This is a genomic window from Arthrobacter sp. SLBN-53 (genome assembly GCF_006715585.1).
GTDB classification, from domain to species: domain Bacteria; phylum Actinomycetota; class Actinomycetes; order Mycobacteriales; family Mycobacteriaceae; genus Mycobacterium; species Mycobacterium neoaurum_A.
In genome coordinates this window covers 5,316,750-5,336,806 of record NZ_VFNN01000001.1, presented here as the reverse complement: position 1 = coordinate 5,336,806, position 20,057 = coordinate 5,316,750, and the positions used below count along the sequence as shown (strand labels likewise).

The 20,057-nt window shown below is 67.5% G+C and carries 14 protein-coding genes, 1 tRNA gene and 1 riboswitch; of the genes, 5 read left to right on the top strand and 10 right to left on the bottom strand.

Features of this window, described 5'->3' with window-relative positions:
* Window positions 1-43: 43 nt before the first annotated feature.
* A tRNA-Leu gene (locus FBY28_RS25525) sits at window positions 44-129 on the top strand.
* Between the two features lie 49 nt (window positions 130-178).
* Here FBY28_RS25525 and FBY28_RS25520 read toward each other — a convergent pair.
* Window positions 179-1,009: a helix-turn-helix transcriptional regulator gene (locus FBY28_RS25520; RefSeq protein ID WP_141869922.1), complete on the bottom strand. Its 831-nt coding sequence runs from the start codon at window positions 1,007-1,009 to the stop codon at window positions 179-181.
* A gap of 88 nt (window positions 1,010-1,097) precedes the next feature.
* Here FBY28_RS25520 and ilvD point away from each other — a divergent pair, with 88 nt between their 5' ends.
* The 3 genes from ilvD (at window position 1,098) to FBY28_RS25505 (ending at window position 4,982) form a co-directional block, all read left to right on the top strand.
* Complete coding sequence (ilvD, locus tag FBY28_RS25515) at window positions 1,098-2,942, top strand: dihydroxy-acid dehydratase (RefSeq protein ID WP_141869921.1); 1,845 nt, start codon at window positions 1,098-1,100, stop codon at window positions 2,940-2,942.
* Window positions 2,943-2,949: 7 nt separating this feature from the next.
* A riboswitch (cobalamin riboswitch) is annotated at window positions 2,950-3,135 on the top strand.
* Between the two features lie 57 nt (window positions 3,136-3,192).
* A complete protein-coding gene (locus FBY28_RS25510) occupies window positions 3,193-3,975 on the top strand; it encodes a methyltransferase domain-containing protein (RefSeq protein ID WP_216847957.1) in 783 nt (260 codons plus the stop codon).
* The gene (locus FBY28_RS25505; protein ID WP_141869919.1) at window positions 3,975-4,982 is read left to right on the top strand and encodes an ABC transporter substrate-binding protein; all 1,008 of its coding nucleotides are present in this window, start codon (window positions 3,975-3,977) and stop codon (window positions 4,980-4,982) included. Before FBY28_RS25510 ends, FBY28_RS25505 begins: the two co-directional genes overlap by 1 nt.
* Before the next feature lie 7 nt (window positions 4,983-4,989).
* Here FBY28_RS25505 and FBY28_RS25500 read toward each other — a convergent pair whose 3' ends face one another.
* The 3 genes from FBY28_RS25500 to FBY28_RS25490 all read right to left on the bottom strand — a co-directional run bounded on the left by FBY28_RS25500 (window position 4,990) and on the right by FBY28_RS25490 (window position 10,775).
* Complete coding sequence (locus FBY28_RS25500) at window positions 4,990-5,199, bottom strand: hypothetical protein (protein ID WP_019512056.1); 210 nt, start codon at window positions 5,197-5,199, stop codon at window positions 4,990-4,992.
* A gap of 80 nt (window positions 5,200-5,279) precedes the next feature.
* A complete protein-coding gene (locus tag FBY28_RS25495; protein ID WP_141869918.1) occupies window positions 5,280-9,236 on the bottom strand; it encodes a bifunctional nitrate reductase/sulfite reductase flavoprotein subunit alpha in 3,957 nt (1,318 codons plus the stop codon).
* 120 nt (window positions 9,237-9,356) lie between these two features.
* Window positions 9,357-10,775: a nitrate/nitrite transporter gene (locus FBY28_RS25490; protein ID WP_141869917.1), complete on the bottom strand. Its 1,419-nt coding sequence runs from the start codon at window positions 10,773-10,775 to the stop codon at window positions 9,357-9,359.
* A gap of 348 nt (window positions 10,776-11,123) precedes the next feature.
* Between FBY28_RS25490 and FBY28_RS25485 the strand changes: the two genes are divergently transcribed.
* Window positions 11,124-12,713, top strand: a complete 1,590-nt coding sequence (locus FBY28_RS25485; protein ID WP_141869916.1) for a DUF222 domain-containing protein — start codon at window positions 11,124-11,126, stop codon at window positions 12,711-12,713.
* 6 nt (window positions 12,714-12,719) lie between these two features.
* Here FBY28_RS25485 and lgt read toward each other — a convergent pair whose 3' ends face one another.
* The 6 genes from lgt to FBY28_RS25455 form a co-directional block, all read right to left on the bottom strand.
* A complete protein-coding gene (gene lgt, locus FBY28_RS25480) occupies window positions 12,720-14,876 on the bottom strand; it encodes a prolipoprotein diacylglyceryl transferase (RefSeq protein WP_141869915.1) in 2,157 nt (718 codons plus the stop codon).
* Window positions 14,873-15,661: a tryptophan synthase subunit alpha gene (gene trpA, locus FBY28_RS25475; RefSeq protein WP_141869914.1), complete on the bottom strand. Its 789-nt coding sequence runs from the start codon at window positions 15,659-15,661 to the stop codon at window positions 14,873-14,875. Before trpA ends, lgt begins: the two co-directional genes overlap by 4 nt.
* Window positions 15,658-16,911 (bottom strand): tryptophan synthase subunit beta, encoded by a 1,254-nt coding sequence (gene trpB, locus FBY28_RS25470; protein WP_019512063.1) that lies wholly within the window; start codon window positions 16,909-16,911, stop codon window positions 15,658-15,660. Before trpB ends, trpA begins: the two co-directional genes overlap by 4 nt.
* Window positions 16,912-16,951: 40 nt before the next feature.
* Window positions 16,952-17,767, bottom strand: a complete 816-nt coding sequence (gene trpC, locus FBY28_RS25465; protein WP_141869913.1) for an indole-3-glycerol phosphate synthase TrpC — start codon at window positions 17,765-17,767, stop codon at window positions 16,952-16,954.
* 68 nt (window positions 17,768-17,835) lie between these two features.
* Window positions 17,836-18,483, bottom strand: coding sequence for a TIGR02234 family membrane protein (locus FBY28_RS25460; protein WP_141869912.1), 648 nt, complete (start codon window positions 18,481-18,483; stop codon window positions 17,836-17,838).
* Window positions 18,480-20,033: an anthranilate synthase component I gene (locus FBY28_RS25455; RefSeq protein ID WP_141869911.1), complete on the bottom strand. Its 1,554-nt coding sequence runs from the start codon at window positions 20,031-20,033 to the stop codon at window positions 18,480-18,482. The genes FBY28_RS25460 and FBY28_RS25455 overlap by 4 nt, the downstream gene beginning before the upstream one ends.
* Window positions 20,034-20,057: the final 24 nt, after the last annotated feature.

Genomic DNA, 20,057 nt, shown 5'->3' with positions numbered 1-20,057 from the left:
ATCCGTTAGCCTTAGTCGCTCCTCGCCGACGGCGCGGAGAAATGTCCGAGTGGCGGAATGGCAGACGCGCTAGCTTGAGGTGCTAGTGCCCTATTAACGGGCGTGGGGGTTCAAGTCCCCCCTCGGACACAGTTTCTCGATACGGCCCCGGTTGCTCAACCGGGGCCGTATCTATTCATCAGGCGCCAGCCACCAGCGCGGCCAGCCGTTCGGCCGCCCCACTGTCGGGCACCGGCAGGTACGCCACGATCTGGATGTTCGGCACATCCACCGGCGCCAACTGATGGTGTTCCAGGCGCATCTCCCCGATCCCGGCGCGGAAGAAACGCCGCTCCCGCGAGGTGAACCGCTGCACGCTGCGCCGGCGCCACTGCGACTCGAAATGCTCACTGGCCGCGCGAAGCCGGTCGACCAACGTCGAGTGGGCCGGTTCGCCCGCCCGTGATCCCGCCTCGGCCCGGAACTCGGCCAGGAAGCGGCTGCTGTCGTTTTCCCAGTCCGGCAACAACTCCCGGATCGCGGGGTCCATGAACATCAGCCAGAGCAGGTTACGGTCGGCCTCGGCGGTCACCGCGATGTTCGGATACAGCGCGGCGTAGGCCCTGTTCCACGCGGTGATATCCCAGAACGGCCCGATCGCGAACGCCGGGTACCCGCCCAGTGCGTCCAGGAAGCGCTGCACATGCGGCGGCGTCGGCACGTCCGCCGGAATCGGCTCCGGGGCATGGCCGCCGAGGCTGCGCACGTAGTCACGTTCGGCCGGGGTCAGCCGCAGGGCGGTGCTGACCGCATCGAGAACCTGGCGCGACGGGTTGATCTCGCGGCCCTGCTCCAGCCACGTGTACCAGGTGACGCTCACCCCGGCCGCCAGAGCGACCTCCTCACGGCGCAGGCCGCTGGTCCGCATCCGCGGCATCGGGGCATAGCCCAGGTCGGCGCGGGCGGCGGCCTCCCGGCGAGCCCGCAGGAACTCCCCCAACGCCCGGCGCTGCCTGCCGCGTGTGTCCATCCTGAAATGGTATGCCATGGTAGTAGTGCCAATACTAGTATGAGGACCGTCTACCCACGTAGACGCCCTTGCTGCCACGCTGTGTGTTATGGCAGAACTGCGGTCCCGCACGGTCACCCACGGTCGCAACATGGCGGGAGCACGCTCGCTGTTGCGGGCCGCCGGAGTCGCCGGCTCCGATATCGGCAAGCCCATCGTCGCGGTGGCCAACAGCTTCACCGAGTTCGTGCCCGGGCACACGCACCTGCAGCCCGTCGGCCGCATCGTCTCCGAGGCCATCTCGGCCGCCGGTGGTGTGCCGCGCGAGTTCAACACCATCGCCGTCGACGATGGCATCGCGATGGGCCACGGCGGAATGCTGTACTCGCTGCCGTCCCGCGAACTCATCGCCGACTCGGTGGAGTACATGGTCAACGCGCACTGTGCGGACGCGTTGGTGTGTATCTCGAACTGCGACAAGATCACTCCCGGCATGCTGATGGCCGCACTGCGCCTGAACATCCCGACCGTCTTCGTCTCCGGCGGCCCGATGGAGGGTGGCACCGCCGTTCTCGTCGACGGCACCGTCAAGACCCGGCTCAATCTGGTGTCGGCCATCGCCGATGCGGTGAACACCGACGTCTCCGATGACGACATCTCGCGGATCGAGGAGGCCGCCTGCCCGACCTGCGGCTCGTGCTCGGGCATGTTCACCGCCAACTCGATGAACTGCCTCACCGAGGCACTCGGGCTGGCCCTGCCCGGCAACGGTTCGGTGCTGGCGACCCACACCGCGCGGCGCGCCCTCTACGAAAAGGCGGGTAGCACGGTGATGGACATCGTGCGGGCCTACTACGACGATGATGACGCCTCGGTCCTGCCCCGCAACATCGCCACCCGCGATGCATTCGACAACGCCATGGCACTCGATATCGCGATGGGCGGGTCGACCAACACCGTGCTGCACCTGCTGGCCGCCGCCCGGGAGGCCGAGCTGGATTACACCCTGGAAGACATCGAGAAGCGCAGCCGGCTGATCCCGTGCCTGTGCAAGGTGGCCCCCAATGGTCACTACCTGATGGAGGATGTGCACCGCGCCGGCGGTATCCCGGCCATCCTCGGCGAGCTGTGGCGCGGCGGTCATCTGCACGAGACGGTGCACACCGTGCACTCCGGCTCGATGGCGGAATGGCTGCGCGCGTGGGATATCCGCGGCGGGTCGCCGTCGGCCGAGGCCGTCGAACTGTTCCACGCCGCACCGGGGTGTGTGCGGTCGGCATCGGCCTTCTCGCAGTCCGAGCGGTGGGACAGCCTGGACACCGACGCCGAGAACGGCTGCATCCGCGATGTGGCCCACGCCTATTCCGCCGACGGCGGGCTGGCGGTACTGCGCGGCAACCTGTCGGTGGACGGCTGCATCGTCAAGACCGCGGGCGTCGACGAATCCATCTGGACGTTCTCCGGTCCGGCCGTGGTGCTGGAATCGCAGGAGGACGCGGTGGATGCCATCCTGTCCGGCCGGGTGCAACCCGGCGATGTGGTGGTGATCCGTTACGAGGGACCAAGGGGCGGGCCGGGCATGCAGGAAATGCTCTATCCGACTGCCTATTTGAAGGGCCGCGGGCTGGGCGCGCAGTGCGCGCTGATCACCGACGGTCGGTTCTCCGGCGGTACGTCGGGTCTGTCCATCGGCCACGTCTCCCCCGAGGCGGCCGCCGGCGGCACCATCGCGTTGGTGGCCGACGGTGACCTGATCACCATCGACATCCCGCGCCGCAGCATCGAGGTCGAGGTGCCAGGCGAGGAACTGGAGCGTCGACGCGCGGCCCTGGAGGCCGCCGGCGGATACCGGCCCAGGGATCGGCGGCGCACGGTGTCGGCGGCGTTGCGTGCGTACGCCGCGTTGGCGCTCTCGGCAGACAAGGGTGCGGCCCGAGACATCGATGCGGTGTAGTTCACCCTGCTAGCCTGTGCGGGCCAGTCACCTCCGCAGGGAGTAGGGAACCCGGTGTGAATCCGGGACTGACGCGCAGCGGTGAGGGGATGACGAGGCGGGCCACATGCCACTGGGAGTGCATGCTCCTGGGAAGGCGGCCCGCCGAGGACGACCCCCGAGTCCGAATACCTGCTGGCATCCGCGACGGTGTGTCGCGGCTTGTCACCGGGTCTCGCTGATCAGGCCCCAGATGCCGAAGGAATCCCTCATGTCCGCATCTCAGCCCGCCGATCTCATCGATTCAGACTCCCTCGTACAGGCGTGGGACGACCAACAATCGGCCTATATCGCGGGCCGTGAATCCCGCTTTCGCGCCATCACCGACGTCATCGGACTGGCCTGCGGTGACGAACCCGTGGTCGTCGATCTCGCCTGCGGGCCGGGATCGCTGAGCGCCCGCATCCTCAACGCACTTCCCGGTGCCCGGGTGATCGCCCTCGATTTCGACCCCCTGCTGCTCGACCTGGCCACCCGAACGCTCGGCGCCCATGACAGGTTCGGTGTGGTCGAGGCAGACCTTGCCGAGGACACCTGGCCGGATGCGGTGGCAGCGGCAACGGCAGGAACGCCGATATCGGCATTCGTCTCCACCACCGCGCTGCACTGGCTGGACCCGCAGACCTTGTTGGGCGTGTACACCGCCGCGGCAGAAATGCTCTCCGACAACGGCATCCTGCTCAACGGCGACCACTTCCGGTTCGACGGGCGCCAGCCGACCCTTGGCAGGCTGGCCGCCGCCCACGACGCCGGCACCCAGGCGCGCGCACACGTCGCGGGATCGCCTACCTGGGATCAGTGGTGGGCCGCGGCGACGGCCCGCGACGGGGTTGCCGACCTCGCGATACTGCGCGATCAGCGGTTCGCGCACCGAAATCCGCCGCCCACCACCGCGGTGGACTTCCATCTCGCCGCCTTGGCACAGGCCGGATTCTCCGAGGTGGGCACGGTCTGGCAACTGCTCGATGACTACGTGGTCATGGGGGTCAAGTGATGTCGTGGCAGCGCGTCATCGGCGCTCTGGGCGCGGTGTCGATGTTGGTCTCGGGATGCGGCACCCGGATTCCCGACCCGGTCGGCACCTCGGCGACGCCGACCGCCGGCGCGGGATTCCCGGTCGTACTGAAGAACTGCGGCATCGACGTCGAAATGGAAGCCGCGCCCGCACGCGCCATCTCGGTCAATCAACCCGCCACCGAGCTGATGCTCACTCTCGGCTTGGCCGATCGGATGGTCGGCACCGCATCGTGGAACGAACCCGTGCCGGCGCACCTCGCCGAGGCCAACGCGAAGGTCCCCGAACTGAGCGCCGATTTCCCCTCGCTGGAAACCGTTCTGGACACCGAACCCGACTTCGTCTACGCCACATTCGCCTACACGTTCTCCGACCAGGGCATCGCGTCGCGCGAACGCTTTGCCGACCTGGGCATTCCCACCTACCTGTCGGCGAGCGAGTGCAGCGGGCAGCAGGCAGAACAGCACCGCGCCTTGACCTTCGAGGACATCTATACCGAAATCGGGGATATCGCGCGGATATTCGGGGCCGATGGCGATGCGGACCGACTCGTGGCGTCGTTGAAGGATCGAGTACGGTCCGCGACCGCCGACCTGAACACCTCCGACACCAGCCTGATGTACTGGTACTCGGCCACCCGGGCGCCTTATATCGCCGGGTGCTGCGGCGCCCCCGGGATTATCACCGATGCCGTGGGCGCGCGAAACGCGTTCGCCGACAGCCGTCAGCTGTGGCCGGAAACCTCGTGGGAGGCGATTCTGGACCGCGATCCCGACGTGCTGGTGCTGGCCGACCTGACACGCGGTGACGACGGTGATACCGCGGCCGCCAAGATCGAATTCCTGGAAAACGATCCGTTGGCACGTCAGCTCACCGCCGTCCGCGAACAACGTTATGTCGTGGTGCCCGGCACGGCGTTGGACCCATCACTGCGCAATGTCGACGCCGTCGAGCTCATCGCCGACGCCCTGCGTCAGGACAGCTGAGCGGGCGTCAGCCGGCCAATTCCACATCGCCGCGGTGCACGTGCACACAGGCGCGCTTGGGCCCCCACACCGTGGGGACGGTGAAGCAGACCACCTTGGGCTTGCCGAAGACCGTGGTCTCGGCCACCGTGCCGACGGCACCTTCAGGCACCGTCTGAACATCCATCTCGTCGATCTCGCGGCTGGCGGTCACAAAGTCACCGGTCTGCCAACTCATGTTGCGTGTCTCCTGATCCAAGTTCTGGTTCGTACGTGAGATGCAACGACCGTGAGTGGATTTTTATTCACGGTGATCGATCAATACACGTCACGGACGTATCGCTTGGTGGCGACAAGCTCCTTCTTGTAGTCATTGGCGGCCTCGACGGACAGCGATCCGTGCTTGCGGATGATCGCCAGCAGCGCCGCATCGACATCGGCGGCCATTCGGGTCGCGTCACCGCAGACGTAGAAATGCGCACCGTCCTGCAGCCAGCGCCACAGGTCGGCACCGCGTTCGGTCATCTTGTGCTGGACGTACACCCGCCGTGACTGGTCGCGCGAGAAGGCGAGGTCCAGCCTGCTGAGGAAGCCGTCGTCGACCATGGCCTGCACCTCGTCGCGGTAGTAGAAGTTCTGGTCGCGGTGCTGATCACCGAAGAACAACCAGTTACGGCCGCGGTGGCCTTGTGCGCGACGCTCCTGCAGGAACGCCCGGAACGGTGCGATCCCGGTGCCCGGGCCGACCATGATCATCGGCGTTGCCGAGTCCTCGGGCGGGCGGAAGTTCGGTGAACGCTGCACGAACACCGGCGCGGCCTGCGCCCGGTCGGCCAGGAATGTCGAGGCGACGCCACCGCGCGCGATGCCACGGCCGGTGCGGTAGCGCAGCACCGACACCGTCAGCTGCACCTCGTGTGGGCTCACCAACGGACTCGACGAGATGGAGTACTGCCGCGGTGTGAGCCGGACGAGGGCGTCCAGCCATTCGGCGGGATCGGCCCGGACGGCGAACTCCTCGACGATGTCCAGCCCGTTGCGGCCGGTCAGCCAGCTGTCGAGTTTCGCACCGGATCGTCGCAACACCTTCGCCTGTGGGCACCGTTCGGTGACGAACCCGAGCAGGTTCGGGGTCACCTTGCACAGGTCGTAGGAATGCGTCAGGGCGGTGCGAAGGTCGACCTCGGCGCCGTCGACCTCGACGATCTCATCGCCGGACAGTCCGGTGGCTGCCAGCCAGGCGCGTACCGAATCGGCACCGTTGTCGACGAACACCCCGAGGGAATCCCCGGCGGCATAGCTCACGCCATGTTCGGCGACGTGTTCGGTGATGTCGAACCCGATGTGGCGCACCTCCTTGGCGGCCGCCACCGGGGTCAGGCGAGTGTTGCGGCTCACCGGCGCCGACAGCGGATTGCCGCGGGTCAGCGGTGACCCGGGCCGGGGTGGTGCGGCTGTTGGCGCGGCGTCGGCGGGTGCGGTGGTGACCGCGTCGGCCCAGGCGGCCATCGGCGCCTCGTCGTGCGATTCGCATTCGACCAGTTCGTGTGTCCGGACGGCACCCAGCTCGGCCAGCCGGGCATCCAGGGATTTCGCGTGACCACAGAAGTTGGCATACGCCTTGTCCCCGATCCCGAGCACCGCGTAACGCACCCCGGTCAGCGGCGGCGCGTCGGCCCGGCACAGCCGGTCCCAGAAGTCCGCGCCGTTGTCCGGTGGCCCGCCGTCACCGAAGGTGCTGGTGATCACCAACACCTCGGTCGCCGCGGCGACCTCGTCCAACGATGCCTCGTCCATGGTGACCGACCGGGCACCGGTGATCCGTGCGGCCAGCCCGGTCGCGAACTCCTCGGCGTTGCCGGTCTGGGAGGCCCACAGCACCAGTGGTCCGGTGGCGGGTTGCTCGGTTGCGCGCGAGTAGGTGCCCGCCAGGAGTCCGTCGACCCACAGCCGGACCGCCGGGCGCACCGGCGCCGAGAGCGGCAGGACCGGGACGCCGCCCGGTGTCGCGTCCAATCCGGTGAAGAACCCGGACAGGTAGAGCTTCTCGTCGTCGGTGAATTGTGGTGCAGCCGTGGGCAGACCGAGCGGATCGGGGGCCGCCACCTCGATGGGCCGGAGCCGTACGGCGCACACTTTCAGTTCGGGTTGCAGGGAGTCCGCATCGACGGCGTCGTTGGTGACGGCGTTGACGGCGAGGTACTCACCGTGCTCGTCGTTCCAGTGGAACGGCGCCCACACGCTGCCCCGGCACACCCGGTCGGTGAGGGATGCCGGCAGCACGGCGCGGCCGCGCCGGGAGGTGAGCTCGACGTGGTGGGCAGCGGTGATGCCCAGCGCCGCAGCATCATCGGGATGGATCTCGACGAACGGCGAGGCGTCGAGTTTGTTGAGTTTGGCCACCCGACCGGTTTTGGTCATGGTGTGCCACTGATGTTGCAGCCGACCGGTGTTGAGCACCATCGGATAATCGTCGTCGGGCAGTTCGTGCGGGTCCATATGCGGCCGGGCGAGGAACTGCGCCCGCCGCGACGGTGTCGGAAATGCCAGCCGGGGACGGTGCCCGTCGGCGTCGATGTGCAGGGTCTGCGACACACCGTCGTTGACGTAACGGATGGGGTGGCGGTCGTCGGCATCGGCGGGCGGGCAGGGCCACTGCACGGGCGTCTCGCGCAGCCGGTCATAGCTGACCCCGCGTAGGTCATAACCCGTGCGGGGATTGGCGAAGCGACGGATCTCGTCGAAGATCTGCGCGCTGGACTTGTAGGCGAAATCGTCGCCGAAACCCAGATGCTCGGCGACCCCGCAGATCAACTCCCAGTCCGGCCGAGCCTGGCCCACCGGCGCGACGGACTGCTGCAGCAAGGTGATGTTGCGTTCGGAGTTGACCATCACCGCGTCACTTTCGGACCACAGTGCGGCCGGCAGCACGATATCGGCGTAGCGGTTGGTCGCCGTGTCGATGTAGGCGTCCTGGGTGATGACGAGTTCGGCCGATTCGAGGGCGGCGATGACGGTTGATCGATTCGGCACGGAAACAACGGGATTGGTGCAGATGATCCAACAGGCCTTGATCTCACCGGCGGCGGCCTGTTCGAACATGGCCACCGTGCCCGGGCCGACCTCGGATCGGATGGTGCCCGGCTCCAGCCCCCACTGTTCCTCGCAGAATGCCCGGTCCTCGGCCGAGAGGACCACACGCTGGCCGGGTAGACCCGGTCCCATGTACCCCATCTCGCGGCCGCCCATCGCGTTGGGTTGTCCGGTCAGTGACATCGGCCCACTACCCGGCCGGCAGATCGCACCGGTGGCCAGATGCAGGTTGCAGATGGCGTTGGTGTTCCAGGTGCCGTGGGTGCTCTGGTTCAGGCCCATGGTCCAGCAGGACATCCACTCCCCTGCCGCGGCGATCATCGATGCGGCGGTGCGGATGTCGGCCTCGTCCAGTCCGGTGATGGCGGCCACCCGGGCGGGCGGGTAATCGGCGAGGAACGCCGGCATGTCCCGCCAGCCCTCGGTGTGTTCGGCGATGAACTCCTCGTCGATGTCGCCGTTGACTACGAGCAGATGCAACAGCCCGTTGAGCAGTGCGAGGTCGGTACCCGGTGCGATCGGCAGGTACAGGTCGGCCTTGTCGGCGGTGGCGGTGCGCCGCGGGTCCACCACGATCATCTTGGCACCTGCCTTGAGCCGGTCGGCCATGCGCAGGAACAGGATCGGATGGCAATCGGCCATGTTCGCGCCGATGACGAAGAACAGGTTCGCCGAATCGAAGTCGGTGTATGAGCCGGGCGGGCCGTCGGCGCCGAGCGATTGCTTGTAACCGGTGCCCGCGCTGGCCATGCACAGCCGAGAGTTCGATTCGATGTGCACGGTGCGCAGATAACCCTTGGCCAGCTTGGTCGCCAGATACTGTGCCTCCAGCGACATCTGGCCCGATACGTACAGCGCTACCGCGTCGGGTCCGTGTTCGTCGACGATGGCGCGCAGCCGGTTCCCGGCTTGCGCCACGGCTTCTTCGACCGGGGTTTCCACCGGCTGCGCGCCGCGCTCGGGTCGCACCAGTGCGGCGGTCATCCTGCCCTCGGTCGCGGCCATCAACTCGGCGTGGGTGGCACCCTTGGTGCACAATCTGCCGCGGTTGGTGGGATGCAGCTTGTCGCCGCTGACCTTGGCGATCACCGGCAGACCGGTGTTGCGATCGGCCGTGGTGGTGACCTCGATACCGCAGCCGACACCGCAGTACGAGCAGGCGGTCCGCGTGGTCACCGACATGCCACCATCGTGTGCTGGCACTGTTCCGGCTCCTTTGAGGCGACGTTATGGCAAGGAAAACTCGACCTCACAAGACGCTCATCCCCGCGGTGAGCGCCTCGTGAGGCCGAGTTCGTCCGGTTACGCGGTGGCCACCGATTCCGGTAGCGGCGCCGGGCTGACCGCGGTCTTCGACGAGGACAACCGCAGGAACACGACCCAGGTGACGATGGCGCAGATCACGTAGAAGCCGAGGAACACCCAGAAGGCGTTGGTCGCCGACTTCGCGTCGCTGACATAGGACATCCGCAGCACGATGTTGATGAACACCCCACCCAGTGCACCGACCGCGCCGGCGAAGCCGATGAGGGCACCGGACATGCTCCGCGACCAGGCCGCCTTCTCCTCGCGGCTCCACTCGTCGTGGCCCTGCGCCTTGGCCTCGAAGATCGACGGGATCATCTTGTAGGTCGAACCGTTGCCCAGGCCCGACAGGATGAACAGCAGGATGAAACCGGCCACGTAGGCGATCATCTGACCGCCGGTGGGTGCACCGGCCGCGCTGTCGTCGAGAACGCCTGCGGCGACCAGGATTCCGGCGGCGAAGATCATGGCGACGAACACGTACAGCGTGATCTTTCCGCCACCGATCTTGTCGGCGAGCTTACCGCCGATCGGACGCGAGATGGATCCGAGCAACGGGCCGAGGAAGGCGATCTGCGCGGCGTGCAGCGATGCCTGAGCCGGGGTGTCACCGCCGGCGAGGAAGTTGATCTGCAGCACCTGGCCGAATGCAAAGCTGAATCCGATGAACGAGCCGAACGTGCCGATGTAGAGGAAGCTCATCACCCAGGAGTGTTTGAATCGCATCGCCTCGACCATGGCGCCCAGATTGGAGCGCTGGTTACCGAGGTTGTCCATGAAGAACGCGGCGCCGAGGGCCGCGAGGCCGACGAGCACCAGGTAGATCGCGCAGACCAGGTAGGGCGCCGTGTTGCTCACGGTGGCGATGATCAGCAGTCCGATCAGCTGGATGACCGGCACACCGATATTGCCGCCGCCGGCGTTGAGCCCGAGCGCCCAGCCCTTGAGACGCTGCGGGTAGAACGCATTGATGTTCGTCATGGAGGAGGCGAAGTTGCCGCCGCCGAGGCCGGCGAACGCCGCCACCAGCATGAACGTGGTGTAGGACGTGCCGGGCTGCGACATCACCCACAGCGTCAGCGCCAGCGGGATCAGCAACAGCAGGGCGCTGACGATGGTCCAGTTGCGTCCGCCGAACCGGGCCGGGGCGATGGTGTACGGGATGCGCATGAAGGCCCCGACCAGTGTCGGCATCGCCACCAGATAGAACTTGCCCGCGGCGTCGATACCGTAGACGTCCTGCGGCATGAACAACACCATCACCGACCAGATCGACCACACCGAAAAGCCCACGTGCTCAGCGAAGATCGACCAGATCAGGTTGCGCTTGGCGATGTCTTTCCCGCCGGATTCCCAGGCGTCGACGTCTTCGGCATCCCAGTGCGCGATATCGCGGTTGCGGCGTGTGTTGAGCACGGATTCCTCCCAGCAATGGAAACGGTTGAGACAGAAGTTATGGCTCGGCCATTCCGCACCGGTTGCCCCACCATGTCGGGGCTGTCAACACCTACTCACATCGAGTCCGATGGTGCTGGTGCGCCCGGGGTTTCACGACCGCAGCATCGACGAAACTGGTCGGAAACAATCGACGTGTGTTCTCGGTGGCCCGCCGCACGCGATGCCGCCGGCGTGACTCGCGCTCCGAACGGCATGCTTGTACCCCTGAAACCGATTGGGCGCCAGTAGTTTTTCTGCATCTGTGGATAGCTCAGAGGCCTGTGGACAACGCGTGTCCGTGTCGGTGCTTGTCGATAGAATTCGAACATGTTGGCGAATGGAGTGGCGGATCGAGAGGCCGTGTTGGCGGTCTTCGACGCATACGACTCCGCCTGTGAGCAGCTGGCCGCCCTCGACGTCACCCGCCTGTCGCCGGCTGATCTGTTGACGCTGCAATCTCAGCGCGAGCACCGCGCCCGCACCACCGCCGTGCTCGACCACCGCATCCTGGCCGCGCTACAGGCCCAGAGCACGCCCAAAGAGATCGGTGCCCGCACCTGGGCCCAGATCCTGACCATCCGGCTGCGGATCTCGGAGGCCGAGGCCGCCCACCGGCTACGTGATGCCGCCGACCTCGGGCCACGCCACAGCCTCGACGGGCAGGTGCTGGGACCGACCTTGCCCGCATGCGCCGCGGCCCTGGCCGAGGGCACCATCAACCTTGAGCATGTGCAGGAGATCCGCACCGCGGTGGAGCGGGCGGGCCGCTACGCCGACCGGCAGCGGTGCGGACAACTGGAGGCGGATCTGGTCGAGGCGGCTACCCGGATCACCCCGCGCACCTTGCGTGAGGTCGCCGACTACGCGATCTGTGCGCTCAACCCCGATGGCGATGGTCCTGATATCGCCGCCCACGAGCGCGGAATCACCTTGGGACGCCAGGATCCCGACGGGTTGATCCGCATCTCGGGGTGGGTCGATCCGGAGCTGGGCGCCTACCTCAAGACGGTGAATCAGGTGTGGGGCGCTCCGGGGATCAACAATCCCGCCGACGAAGCGCCGATTCCCAATCCCTCGCCGAACCCATTGAACGGTGCAGACGGTCTGCCCGCACCGGCACCCGCTGTGCAGGTTCAACCCGATACGCCGGCCATGGCGCCCACGGCCGAACCGTTCGAGCAGCGCCGTGCCGACTTGGACGCGGCACTGGCCGACCCGAGCCCCGCACCGGTGCCGTTCGAGGAATTGCAGGGGCGCCGCGCCGCACTGGATGTGGACCCCCGCAGCGCGGCCGGTCGCGATACCCGTGGCGCCTCCCAGCGCTATCACGATGCACTCAAGGCGGTCGTCCGCAACGCGTTGATGTCCAGAGAATTGGGCCAGCACAACGGGTTACCGGTCACCGTGGTGGTGTCCACCACCTTGGCCGAGCTACACGACGCGGCAGGGATCGCCCACACCTCGGTGGGCACCACGATGCCGATGCGCGACCTCATCCGCCTCGCCGCACATGCGCACCACTACCTGCTGATCTACCGCGAGCACACCGCCGAACCGCTCTACCTGGCCCGCTCCAAACGCCTGGCCTCCAAAGCTCAACGACTGGTCATGATCAGCCGTGACCGAGGCTGCACCATGCCCAACTGCCCGGTCAGTGGAGCGGGTTGCCAGGGCATGCACGCCGAACAAGACTGGAGCGCAGGCGGACAGACGGATATCACGGGACTCGGATTGGGTTGTGCCGCAGATAATCAGTTGGCTTTCGATACCGGGTGGACCACCAGCATCGGCCCGGACGGCCGCGTGCACTGGCATCCGCCGCCGTTACTCGATATCGGCCAGGACACCGTCAACCACTACCACCACCCCGAACAACTCCTCCGACGTCGAGAGGACGACTCCGGTGAGGAGCGGTAGGCGTACTCAGCGCCGGCGCTGCCAGAACCTCTTGCGGGGTTCACGAGCTGTGAGTGGGGTTGTCGAAAACGGGGTTTGAGTCGGCGCGGCAGCAGCTTCGGTTCCGGCGCTGTCGTCCGCTTTGGTGTTGTCCTCGGCTTCGGTGCTGTCTTCGGCTTCGGTGCTGTCCTCGGCTTCGGTGGTGTCCTCGGCTTCGGTGGTGTCCTCGGCTTCGGTGGTGTCCTCGGCTTCGGTGCTGTCTTCGGCTTCGGCAGCCGGCTCTTCTGCGGCTGCATCAGCATCGGAGTCGGACTCCGCCGGTTCAGCCTCCGAAGGCTCGAACTCCGAGGACTCCTCATCCTCAGCCGCGGTATCGGGCTCGACATCGGTAACCGCCAGCAGCTCGGCCTCCGGACCCGACGGCAACGCACCGTCATCATCGACTACCGCGTCTTCATCGACGGCTGCGTCGTCATCGGCAGCTGCCTCGGCCGCGTCGGCGGGCTCGGAAACCGGCTCAGCGGCGGAATCGGATTCAACCGCTTCAGCCTCAGCCTCGTCAGCCTCATCGGCAACCTCATCGGCAACCTCATCCTCAGCCGCGGTATCGGGCTCGACATCGGTCACCGCCAGCAGCTCGGCCTCCGGACCCGACGGCAACGCACCGTCTTCATCGACTACCGCGTCTTCATCGACGGCTGCGTCGTCATCGGCAGCTGCCTCGGCCGCGTCGGCGGGCTCCGAAACCGGCTGAGCGGCGGAATCGGATTCAACCGCTTCAGCCTCAGCCTCGTCAGCCTCGTCGACAACCTCGCCCTCACCCGCGGTATCCGGCTCGACATCGGTCACCGCCAGCAGCTCGGCCTCCGGACCCGACGGCAACGCACCGTCTTCATCGGCTGCATCGGCGTCACCGGCAGCCGCCCCGGCCGCAGGCTCACCCTCGTCGGACGTTGCGTCCTCAACGGACGTGTCCGCGGCGGCAGCCTCGGCCTCGAACTCATCGGCCGCCTCGGCCTCGGCAGAGCCTTCACTCTCTTCGCCCTCGACCTCTTCGCCCGCGAGATCGTCATCGGCCGGTTCCGGCTCACCGTCGGGCTCGGCGATCTCGAGCACCGCGGTCTCGACGGCCACCTCGTCGATATCGGCACGGTCGGCCGCTTCGGCGACCTCGGTCGCCTGCTCGTCGAGAGCCACCTTCGTGTCCGGCGGATCCGCCACCGCCACCGCGGCGGCGGCACCACCTGCGGCACCAGCCGTCGCGATCACCGTGGTGTCCAGGTCGTCGGTATCCAGGTCGTCCACCGACACCTGCTGTGCCTGTTTACCCACCAATGTCTCGGGCGCCTCGCGTCCCTTGGGCGCGACCATGATGTAGACCACCGCGCCGATGAACACGAACGTCGAGGTGAACGAATTGATCCGGATCCCGGCGATCAAGGTCGCGGTATCGCTGCGCAACAGCTCGACGCAGAACCGACCGACGCAGTACCCGGCCACATACAGCGCGAACAACCGGCCATGGCCGAGATTGAACCGACGGTCGGCCCAGATGAGCAGCGCGAACACCAACAGGTTCCACAACAGCTCGTACAGGAACGTCGGGTGCACCACACCGATGACCTGTCCGGTCGACACACCGTTGAGCGTGTCCCGGAAGCCGGCCGCATCACGACGTTCGTAGATCTCCAGGCCCCACGGCACGGTCGTCGCGCGACCGTACAGCTCCTGGTTGAAGTAATTGCCGAGCCGACCGATGGCCTGGGCCAGGATGATGCCCGGTGCGATCGCATCACCGAACGCCGGCAACGGAATCCCGCGCTGACGGCACCCGATCCACGCGCCCACCGCACCCAACGCGACCGCGCCCCAGATCCCCAGGCCGCCGTCCCAGATGCGGAAGGCAGCGACCAGACCGGCGCCACCCTCACCGAAATAGGTGGGCCAGTCGGTCATCACGTGATAGAGCCGCCCACCGACCAGACCGAACGGCACCGCCCACAGTGCGATGTCGTAGATGACGCCGCGTTCACCACCGCGCGCCGCCCAGCGGCGATCACCTATCACCAACGCGGCGACGATGCCGGCGATGATGCACAGCGCGTACGCCCGCAGCGGCACGCTGCCGATGAACCACACACCCTGATCCGGACTGGGGATATAGGCCAGCGTGGTCACCGTCATGCGCGAACCGCCTGCCGCACGCCATCGGCCAGTTCGGTGGTCAATGTCCGCAGCGCATCGACGCCGTCATCCAGTGCCGATACCAGCGCCGAACCGACGATGACACCGTCGGCGTAGGCCGCGATCTCGGCGGCCTGCTGTCCGGAACGCACGCCGAGCCCGACCCCGACCGGGATATCCGAGATGGCCTTGACCCGACTCACCAACTCCGGTGCGGCGTTGGAGACCGCGTCACGCGCGCCGGTGACGCCCATCGTCGATGCGGCGTAGACGAATCCGCTGGAGGCCTGCACTGTCGCGGCCAGCCGCTCCGGTGTCGAGGACGGCGCCACCAGAAAGATGCGGTCCAGACCGTTGGACTCCGATGCCGCCATCCAGTCATCGGCCTCGTCCGGAATCAGGTCCGGGGTGATCAGACCGAGCCCGCCGGCGTTGGCCAGGTCGCGGGCAAACGTTTCGACGCCCTTGCGCAGCACCGGATTCCAGTAGGTCATCACCACTGCGGCACCACCGGCGTTGCTGATCGCCTCGACGGCCCGCAACGCATCGTGCACCCGCACCCCGCCGGCCAGTGCCACCTCGGTGGCGCGGGCGATCGTCGGTCCGTCCATCCCGGGATCGGAGTACGCAACGCCGACTTCGACGATATCGCAACCGGATTCGACCAGCGCCGTCATGGCTTCGATGGAGGTGTCCACATCGGGAAATCCTGTGGGGAGATAACCGATCAGTGCCGCACGACCCTCGGCACGGCAGGTCTCGAACACCGACGACAATCGGCTCACGCGTCATCCCCCAGCAATCCGAACCACTTGGCGGCCGTCTCGACATCCTTGTCGCCGCGGCCCGACACATTCACCAGGATGATCGCCGACGGACCCAGCTCGGCGGCAAGCTTGACCGCACCGGCCACCGCATGGGCCGATTCGATGGCCGGGATGATCCCCTCGGTGCGACACAACAGCGAAAAGGCGTCCATCGCTTCGGTATCGGTGATCGGCCGGTACTCGGCGCGTCCGACATCCTTGAGCAGCGCGTGTTCGGGCCCCACGCCCGGATAGTCCAGGCCCGCCGAGATCGAGTGCGACTCGATGGTCTGGCCGTCCTCGTCCTGCAACAGGTAGGAGAACGATCCCTGGAACGCACCGGGGGAACCACCGGCGAAGGTTGCCGCATGCCGCCCGGTCTCCACACCGTCACCGGCGGCCTCGAAACCGATCAGCCGCACGCCCGGGTCATCGAGGAAGGCGTGGAAGATGCCGATGGCGTTGGAACCGCCGCCCACGCACGCGGCGATCGCGTCGGGCAACCTGCCGGCCTGCTCCTGGATCTGGACCCGCGACTCCAAACCGATGATCCGCTGGAAATCACGGACCATGAGGGGGAACGGGTGCGGTCCGGCGGCGGTGCCGAACGCGTAATAGGTGTTGTCCGCGTTGGCCACCCAGTCACGGAAGGTCTCGTTGATGGCGTCCTTGAGCGTGGCCGAACCCGACTCCACCGCGACCACCCGCGCACCAAGCAGGCGCATCCGGGCCACGTTGAGCGCCTGCCGGGCGGTGTCGACCGCGCCCATGTAGATGACGCACTCCAACCCCAGCAGCGCACACGCCGTCGCGGTCGCGACTCCGTGCTGGCCCGCCCCGGTCTCGGCGATCACCCGGGTCTTGCCCATCTGGCGAGCCAACAGCGCCTGCCCGAGCACATTGTTGATCTTGTGAGATCCGGTGTGGTTGAGGTCTTCTCGCTTGAGGAAGATCCGCGCGCCACCGACGTGGCGGCTCAGGTTCTCCGCCTCGTACATCGGCGAGGGGCGCCCGCTGTAGTGACGCTGCAGCCGGTCCAACTCATCGAGGAAGGTCTGATCGCTGCGCGCCTTCTCATACGCGGCGGTCACCTCCTCGATGACGGCCATCAGCGCCTCGGGAACCAGCCGGCCCCCGTAGGCACCGAAATGCCCTCTGGCATCCGGGTCGTGGCTGGTCGGTTCGGCCAGTGCAGCACTGGTGTTCGGCAATCCGGAGATATCGCCCATGTTCACAACGCCTCTTCGAGTGAGCGGCTCATCGGTTGAGTCAGCGGGAAGGTTTCGGGCATGACGGGTGCGCACCCGCGGTGACCAGCTCTGATACCGCCCCGCGCGGGTCGCCGCTGGTCACCAGCCCCTCGCCGACCAGCACCGCATCGGCACCCGCACCGGCATAGGCCAGCAGATCGGCGGTACCGCGGACGCCCGATTCGGCGATCCGGATCACGTCGGTCGGCAGACCGGGAGCGATCCGGGCGAAGCAGTCCCTGTCGACCTCGAGGGTCTTCAGGTCACGGGCATTGACACCGATGACGGTGGCCCCGGCATCGAGCGCGCGGTTGGCCTCTTCCTCGGTGTGCACCTCGACAAGGGCGGTCATCCCGAGCGATTCGGTGCGGTCGAGCATCGATTCCAGGGCCCGCTGCTCCAACGCCGCGACGATCAGCAGCAGCATGTCCGCGCCGTGGGCGCGCGCCTCGTGAATCTGGTAAGGCCCGACGATGAAATCCTTGCGCAGCACCGGGATCGACACCGCGGCACGGACCGCGTCCAGATCGTCGAGCGAGCCGTGGAAACGGCGCTCCTCGGTCAGCACGCTGATGATGCGGGCGCCGCCGTCCTCGTAGGCCGTCGCGAGCTGCGCCGGATCCGCGATGGAGGCGAGCTCCCCGCGCGACGGGCTGGCCCGCTTGACCTCGGCGATCACCGCGATACCGGGCGCCCGCAGCGCCGCCATGACATCCAGCGCGGGGCGCGCGTCCTTGGCCCGCTGCTTGATATCGGCGAAGCTGACCGCGGCTTCCCGGGTGGCAACGTCGGCGCGGACTCCTTCGATGATGGAGTCGAGCACGGTCGCCGTCATTGGCCTTGGTCCTTTGCGATCGGTCGGAGCGTTCCCATGAAGGTTAGTCGGCATCGCTGCACCTGCCATCACCGACCCTTGTTGTCCGGTTCGCCGCCCGGCTCGCTGTGCTCATCGGCCGGTGTCGGGGCCGGGGCCACCGTGGGATCGGCCCCCTCGTCGATGGCGTCCCACATGGTCCGCTCCGACATGCCCGCGGTACCGTCGGCCGCCTCACCGCGTACCGCCTCGCGACGCGCCGCCGGCGCCGCGTAGCGCGCCCCGGCCGTCGTGCCGGTACCCGCCGAGCGCATCAAGATCACGGCTGCGACCAGCGTGATCACCGCCGCGAGCAGCGCCGTGCCCGCGCCGGCATGGAACCGCTGCGATCCCACCAGGTCCGCCACCTGCACCCCGGCCAGCCCGGCGGCGCGCACCGCGATGTCGTGAATCACCCACTGGCTGACCCCCAGGTAGCCGATCCCGGCACTGCAGGCGGCCACCAGCACCGCCACCGCTCGCAGCAGCCGCCCGCGCACCGCCAGTGCGACGACGGCGGCGGCCAGCAGCACCAGCGCCAGCGGCACCAGCGCGGTCGACCAGGCGGCCCCGTTGAGCGTCGTGGTCTTCGGCTGGCCGAGACCGTCGGCCGAACTGATCTGCACCCACGGCAACCGCGAGGCCACCCACAGTGCGAGAGCGCCCAGAACCAGCAACCCCTGCGCGGCCCTGATCATGACGACTCGGTCTGCAGCGGCTCGCGCAGCGTCTCGGCGGCAGCGACGGCCGCCAGCACCGCCTTGGCCTTGTTGGTCGCCTCGTTGTACTCATAGGGGCCGTTGGAGTCGGCGACGACTCCCCCGCCGGCCTGGACATAGGCGGTGCCGTTGCGCATCAGCGCGGTCCGGATGGCGATGGCGAAGTCGGCGTTGCCTGCGAAATCCAGATATCCCAGCACCCCGCCGTAGAGGCCGCGCCTGGTCAGCTCGACCTCCTCGATGAGCTCCATGGCCCGCACCTTGGGCGCGCCGGACAGCGTGCCCGCCGGGAAGCACGCAGTGACGGCATCGAGCGCGGTGCTGCCCTCGGCGAGCTGCCCGGTGACCGTGGACACCAGGTGCATGACATGGCTGTAGCGCTCGATATGGCTGTAATCCTCGACCCGGACCGTGCCCGGTTCCGACACCCGCCCGAGGTCGTTGCGGCCCAGGTCCACCAGCATCAGATGCTCGGCGCGTTCCTTCTCGTCGGCGAGCAGCTCCTTTTCCAGCAGCAGGTCCTCTTCCTCGGTGTCCCCGCGCCACCGGGTACCGGCGATCGGATGAGTGGTCGCCTTGCCGTCGACGACGGTGACCAGCGCCTCCGGACTGGACCCGACCACCGAAAAGTCAAGCCCGCCTTGGGCGTCGGGCACGTTGAGCAGGTACATGTACGGACTGGGGTTGGTGGCGCGCAGCATCCGGTAGACGTCGAGTGGGTCAGCGGAGGTGGTCATCTCGAAACGCTGCGAGGGCACCACCTGAAAGGCCTCGCCGGCCTCGATATCGCCGACCAACTTCTCGACGATGGCGGTGTACTCCTCGACGCTGCGCTGGGCCCGGTACTGCGGGACCGGCCTGCTGAAGGTGGCGACGCTGGAGCCCAGCGGCTCGGCCAGCGCGGCGGTCATCACGTCGAGGCGCCGCACCGCATCGTCGTAGGCCTCGTCGACGCGTTCGTCGGTGCCGTTCCAGTTCACCGCGTTGGCGATCAGGGTGATGGTGCCCTCGTGGTGGTCGACGGCGGCGATATCGGTGGCCAGCAGCAGCAGCATGTCCGGCAGGCCGAGGTCGTCGGTGGCCAGCTCGGGCAGCCGTTCCAGCCGCCGCACCAGGTCATAGGCGAAGAACCCGACCAGCCCGGAGGACAGCGGCGGCAGCCCGGGCAGTGCCGCGGTGGCCAGCAGATCCAGCGTCGTCCGCAGCGCCGTCAGCGGGTCACCACCCGACGGCGCCCCCTGCGGGGTGGTGCCCAGCCAGACGGCCTCGCCGTCACGCACCGTCAGTGCCGACGGTGCGCCGGCTCCGATGAACGACCAGCGCGACCAGGACCGGCCGTTCTCGGCCGATTCCAGCAGGAAGGTGCCCGGCCGGTTGGCGGCCAGCTTCCGGTAGGCCGACAGCGGGGTTTCGCTGTCGGCGAGCACCTTGCGGGTCACCGGCACCACACGATGGCCGGCGGCAAGGTCCCGGAAGTCCGCGCGCGCGGTCGTGACGGCCAGGGTGTCGGCGGGCGTTGGTCGTTGCACGGGGCCAATCCTCCCAGACGCCGA

What these genes read in the sequence shown, in the direction of transcription:
- FBY28_RS25520 (WP_141869922.1), bottom strand. Translation starts at nt 1,009, where the DNA reads ATGGACACACGCGGCAGGCAGCGCCGGGCGTTGGGGGAGTTCCTGCGG.
- ilvD (WP_141869921.1), top strand. Translation starts at nt 1,098, where the DNA reads ATGGCAGAACTGCGGTCCCGCACGGTCACCCACGGTCGCAACATGGCG.
- FBY28_RS25510 (WP_216847957.1), top strand. Translation starts at nt 3,193, where the DNA reads ATGTCCGCATCTCAGCCCGCCGATCTCATCGATTCAGACTCCCTCGTA.
- FBY28_RS25505 (WP_141869919.1), top strand. Translation starts at nt 3,975, where the DNA reads ATGTCGTGGCAGCGCGTCATCGGCGCTCTGGGCGCGGTGTCGATGTTG.
- FBY28_RS25500 (WP_019512056.1), bottom strand. Translation starts at nt 5,199, where the DNA reads ATGAGTTGGCAGACCGGTGACTTTGTGACCGCCAGCCGCGAGATCGAC.
- FBY28_RS25495 (WP_141869918.1), bottom strand. Translation starts at nt 9,236, where the DNA reads ATGTCGGTGACCACGCGGACCGCCTGCTCGTACTGCGGTGTCGGCTGC.
- FBY28_RS25485 (WP_141869916.1), top strand. Translation starts at nt 11,124, where the DNA reads ATGTTGGCGAATGGAGTGGCGGATCGAGAGGCCGTGTTGGCGGTCTTC.
- lgt (WP_141869915.1), bottom strand. Translation starts at nt 14,876, where the DNA reads ATGACGGTGACCACGCTGGCCTATATCCCCAGTCCGGATCAGGGTGTG.
- trpB (WP_019512063.1), bottom strand. Translation starts at nt 16,911, where the DNA reads ATGGGCGATATCTCCGGATTGCCGAACACCAGTGCTGCACTGGCCGAA.
- trpC (WP_141869913.1), bottom strand. Translation starts at nt 17,767, where the DNA reads ATGACGGCGACCGTGCTCGACTCCATCATCGAAGGAGTCCGCGCCGAC.
- FBY28_RS25460 (WP_141869912.1), bottom strand. Translation starts at nt 18,483, where the DNA reads ATGATCAGGGCCGCGCAGGGGTTGCTGGTTCTGGGCGCTCTCGCACTG.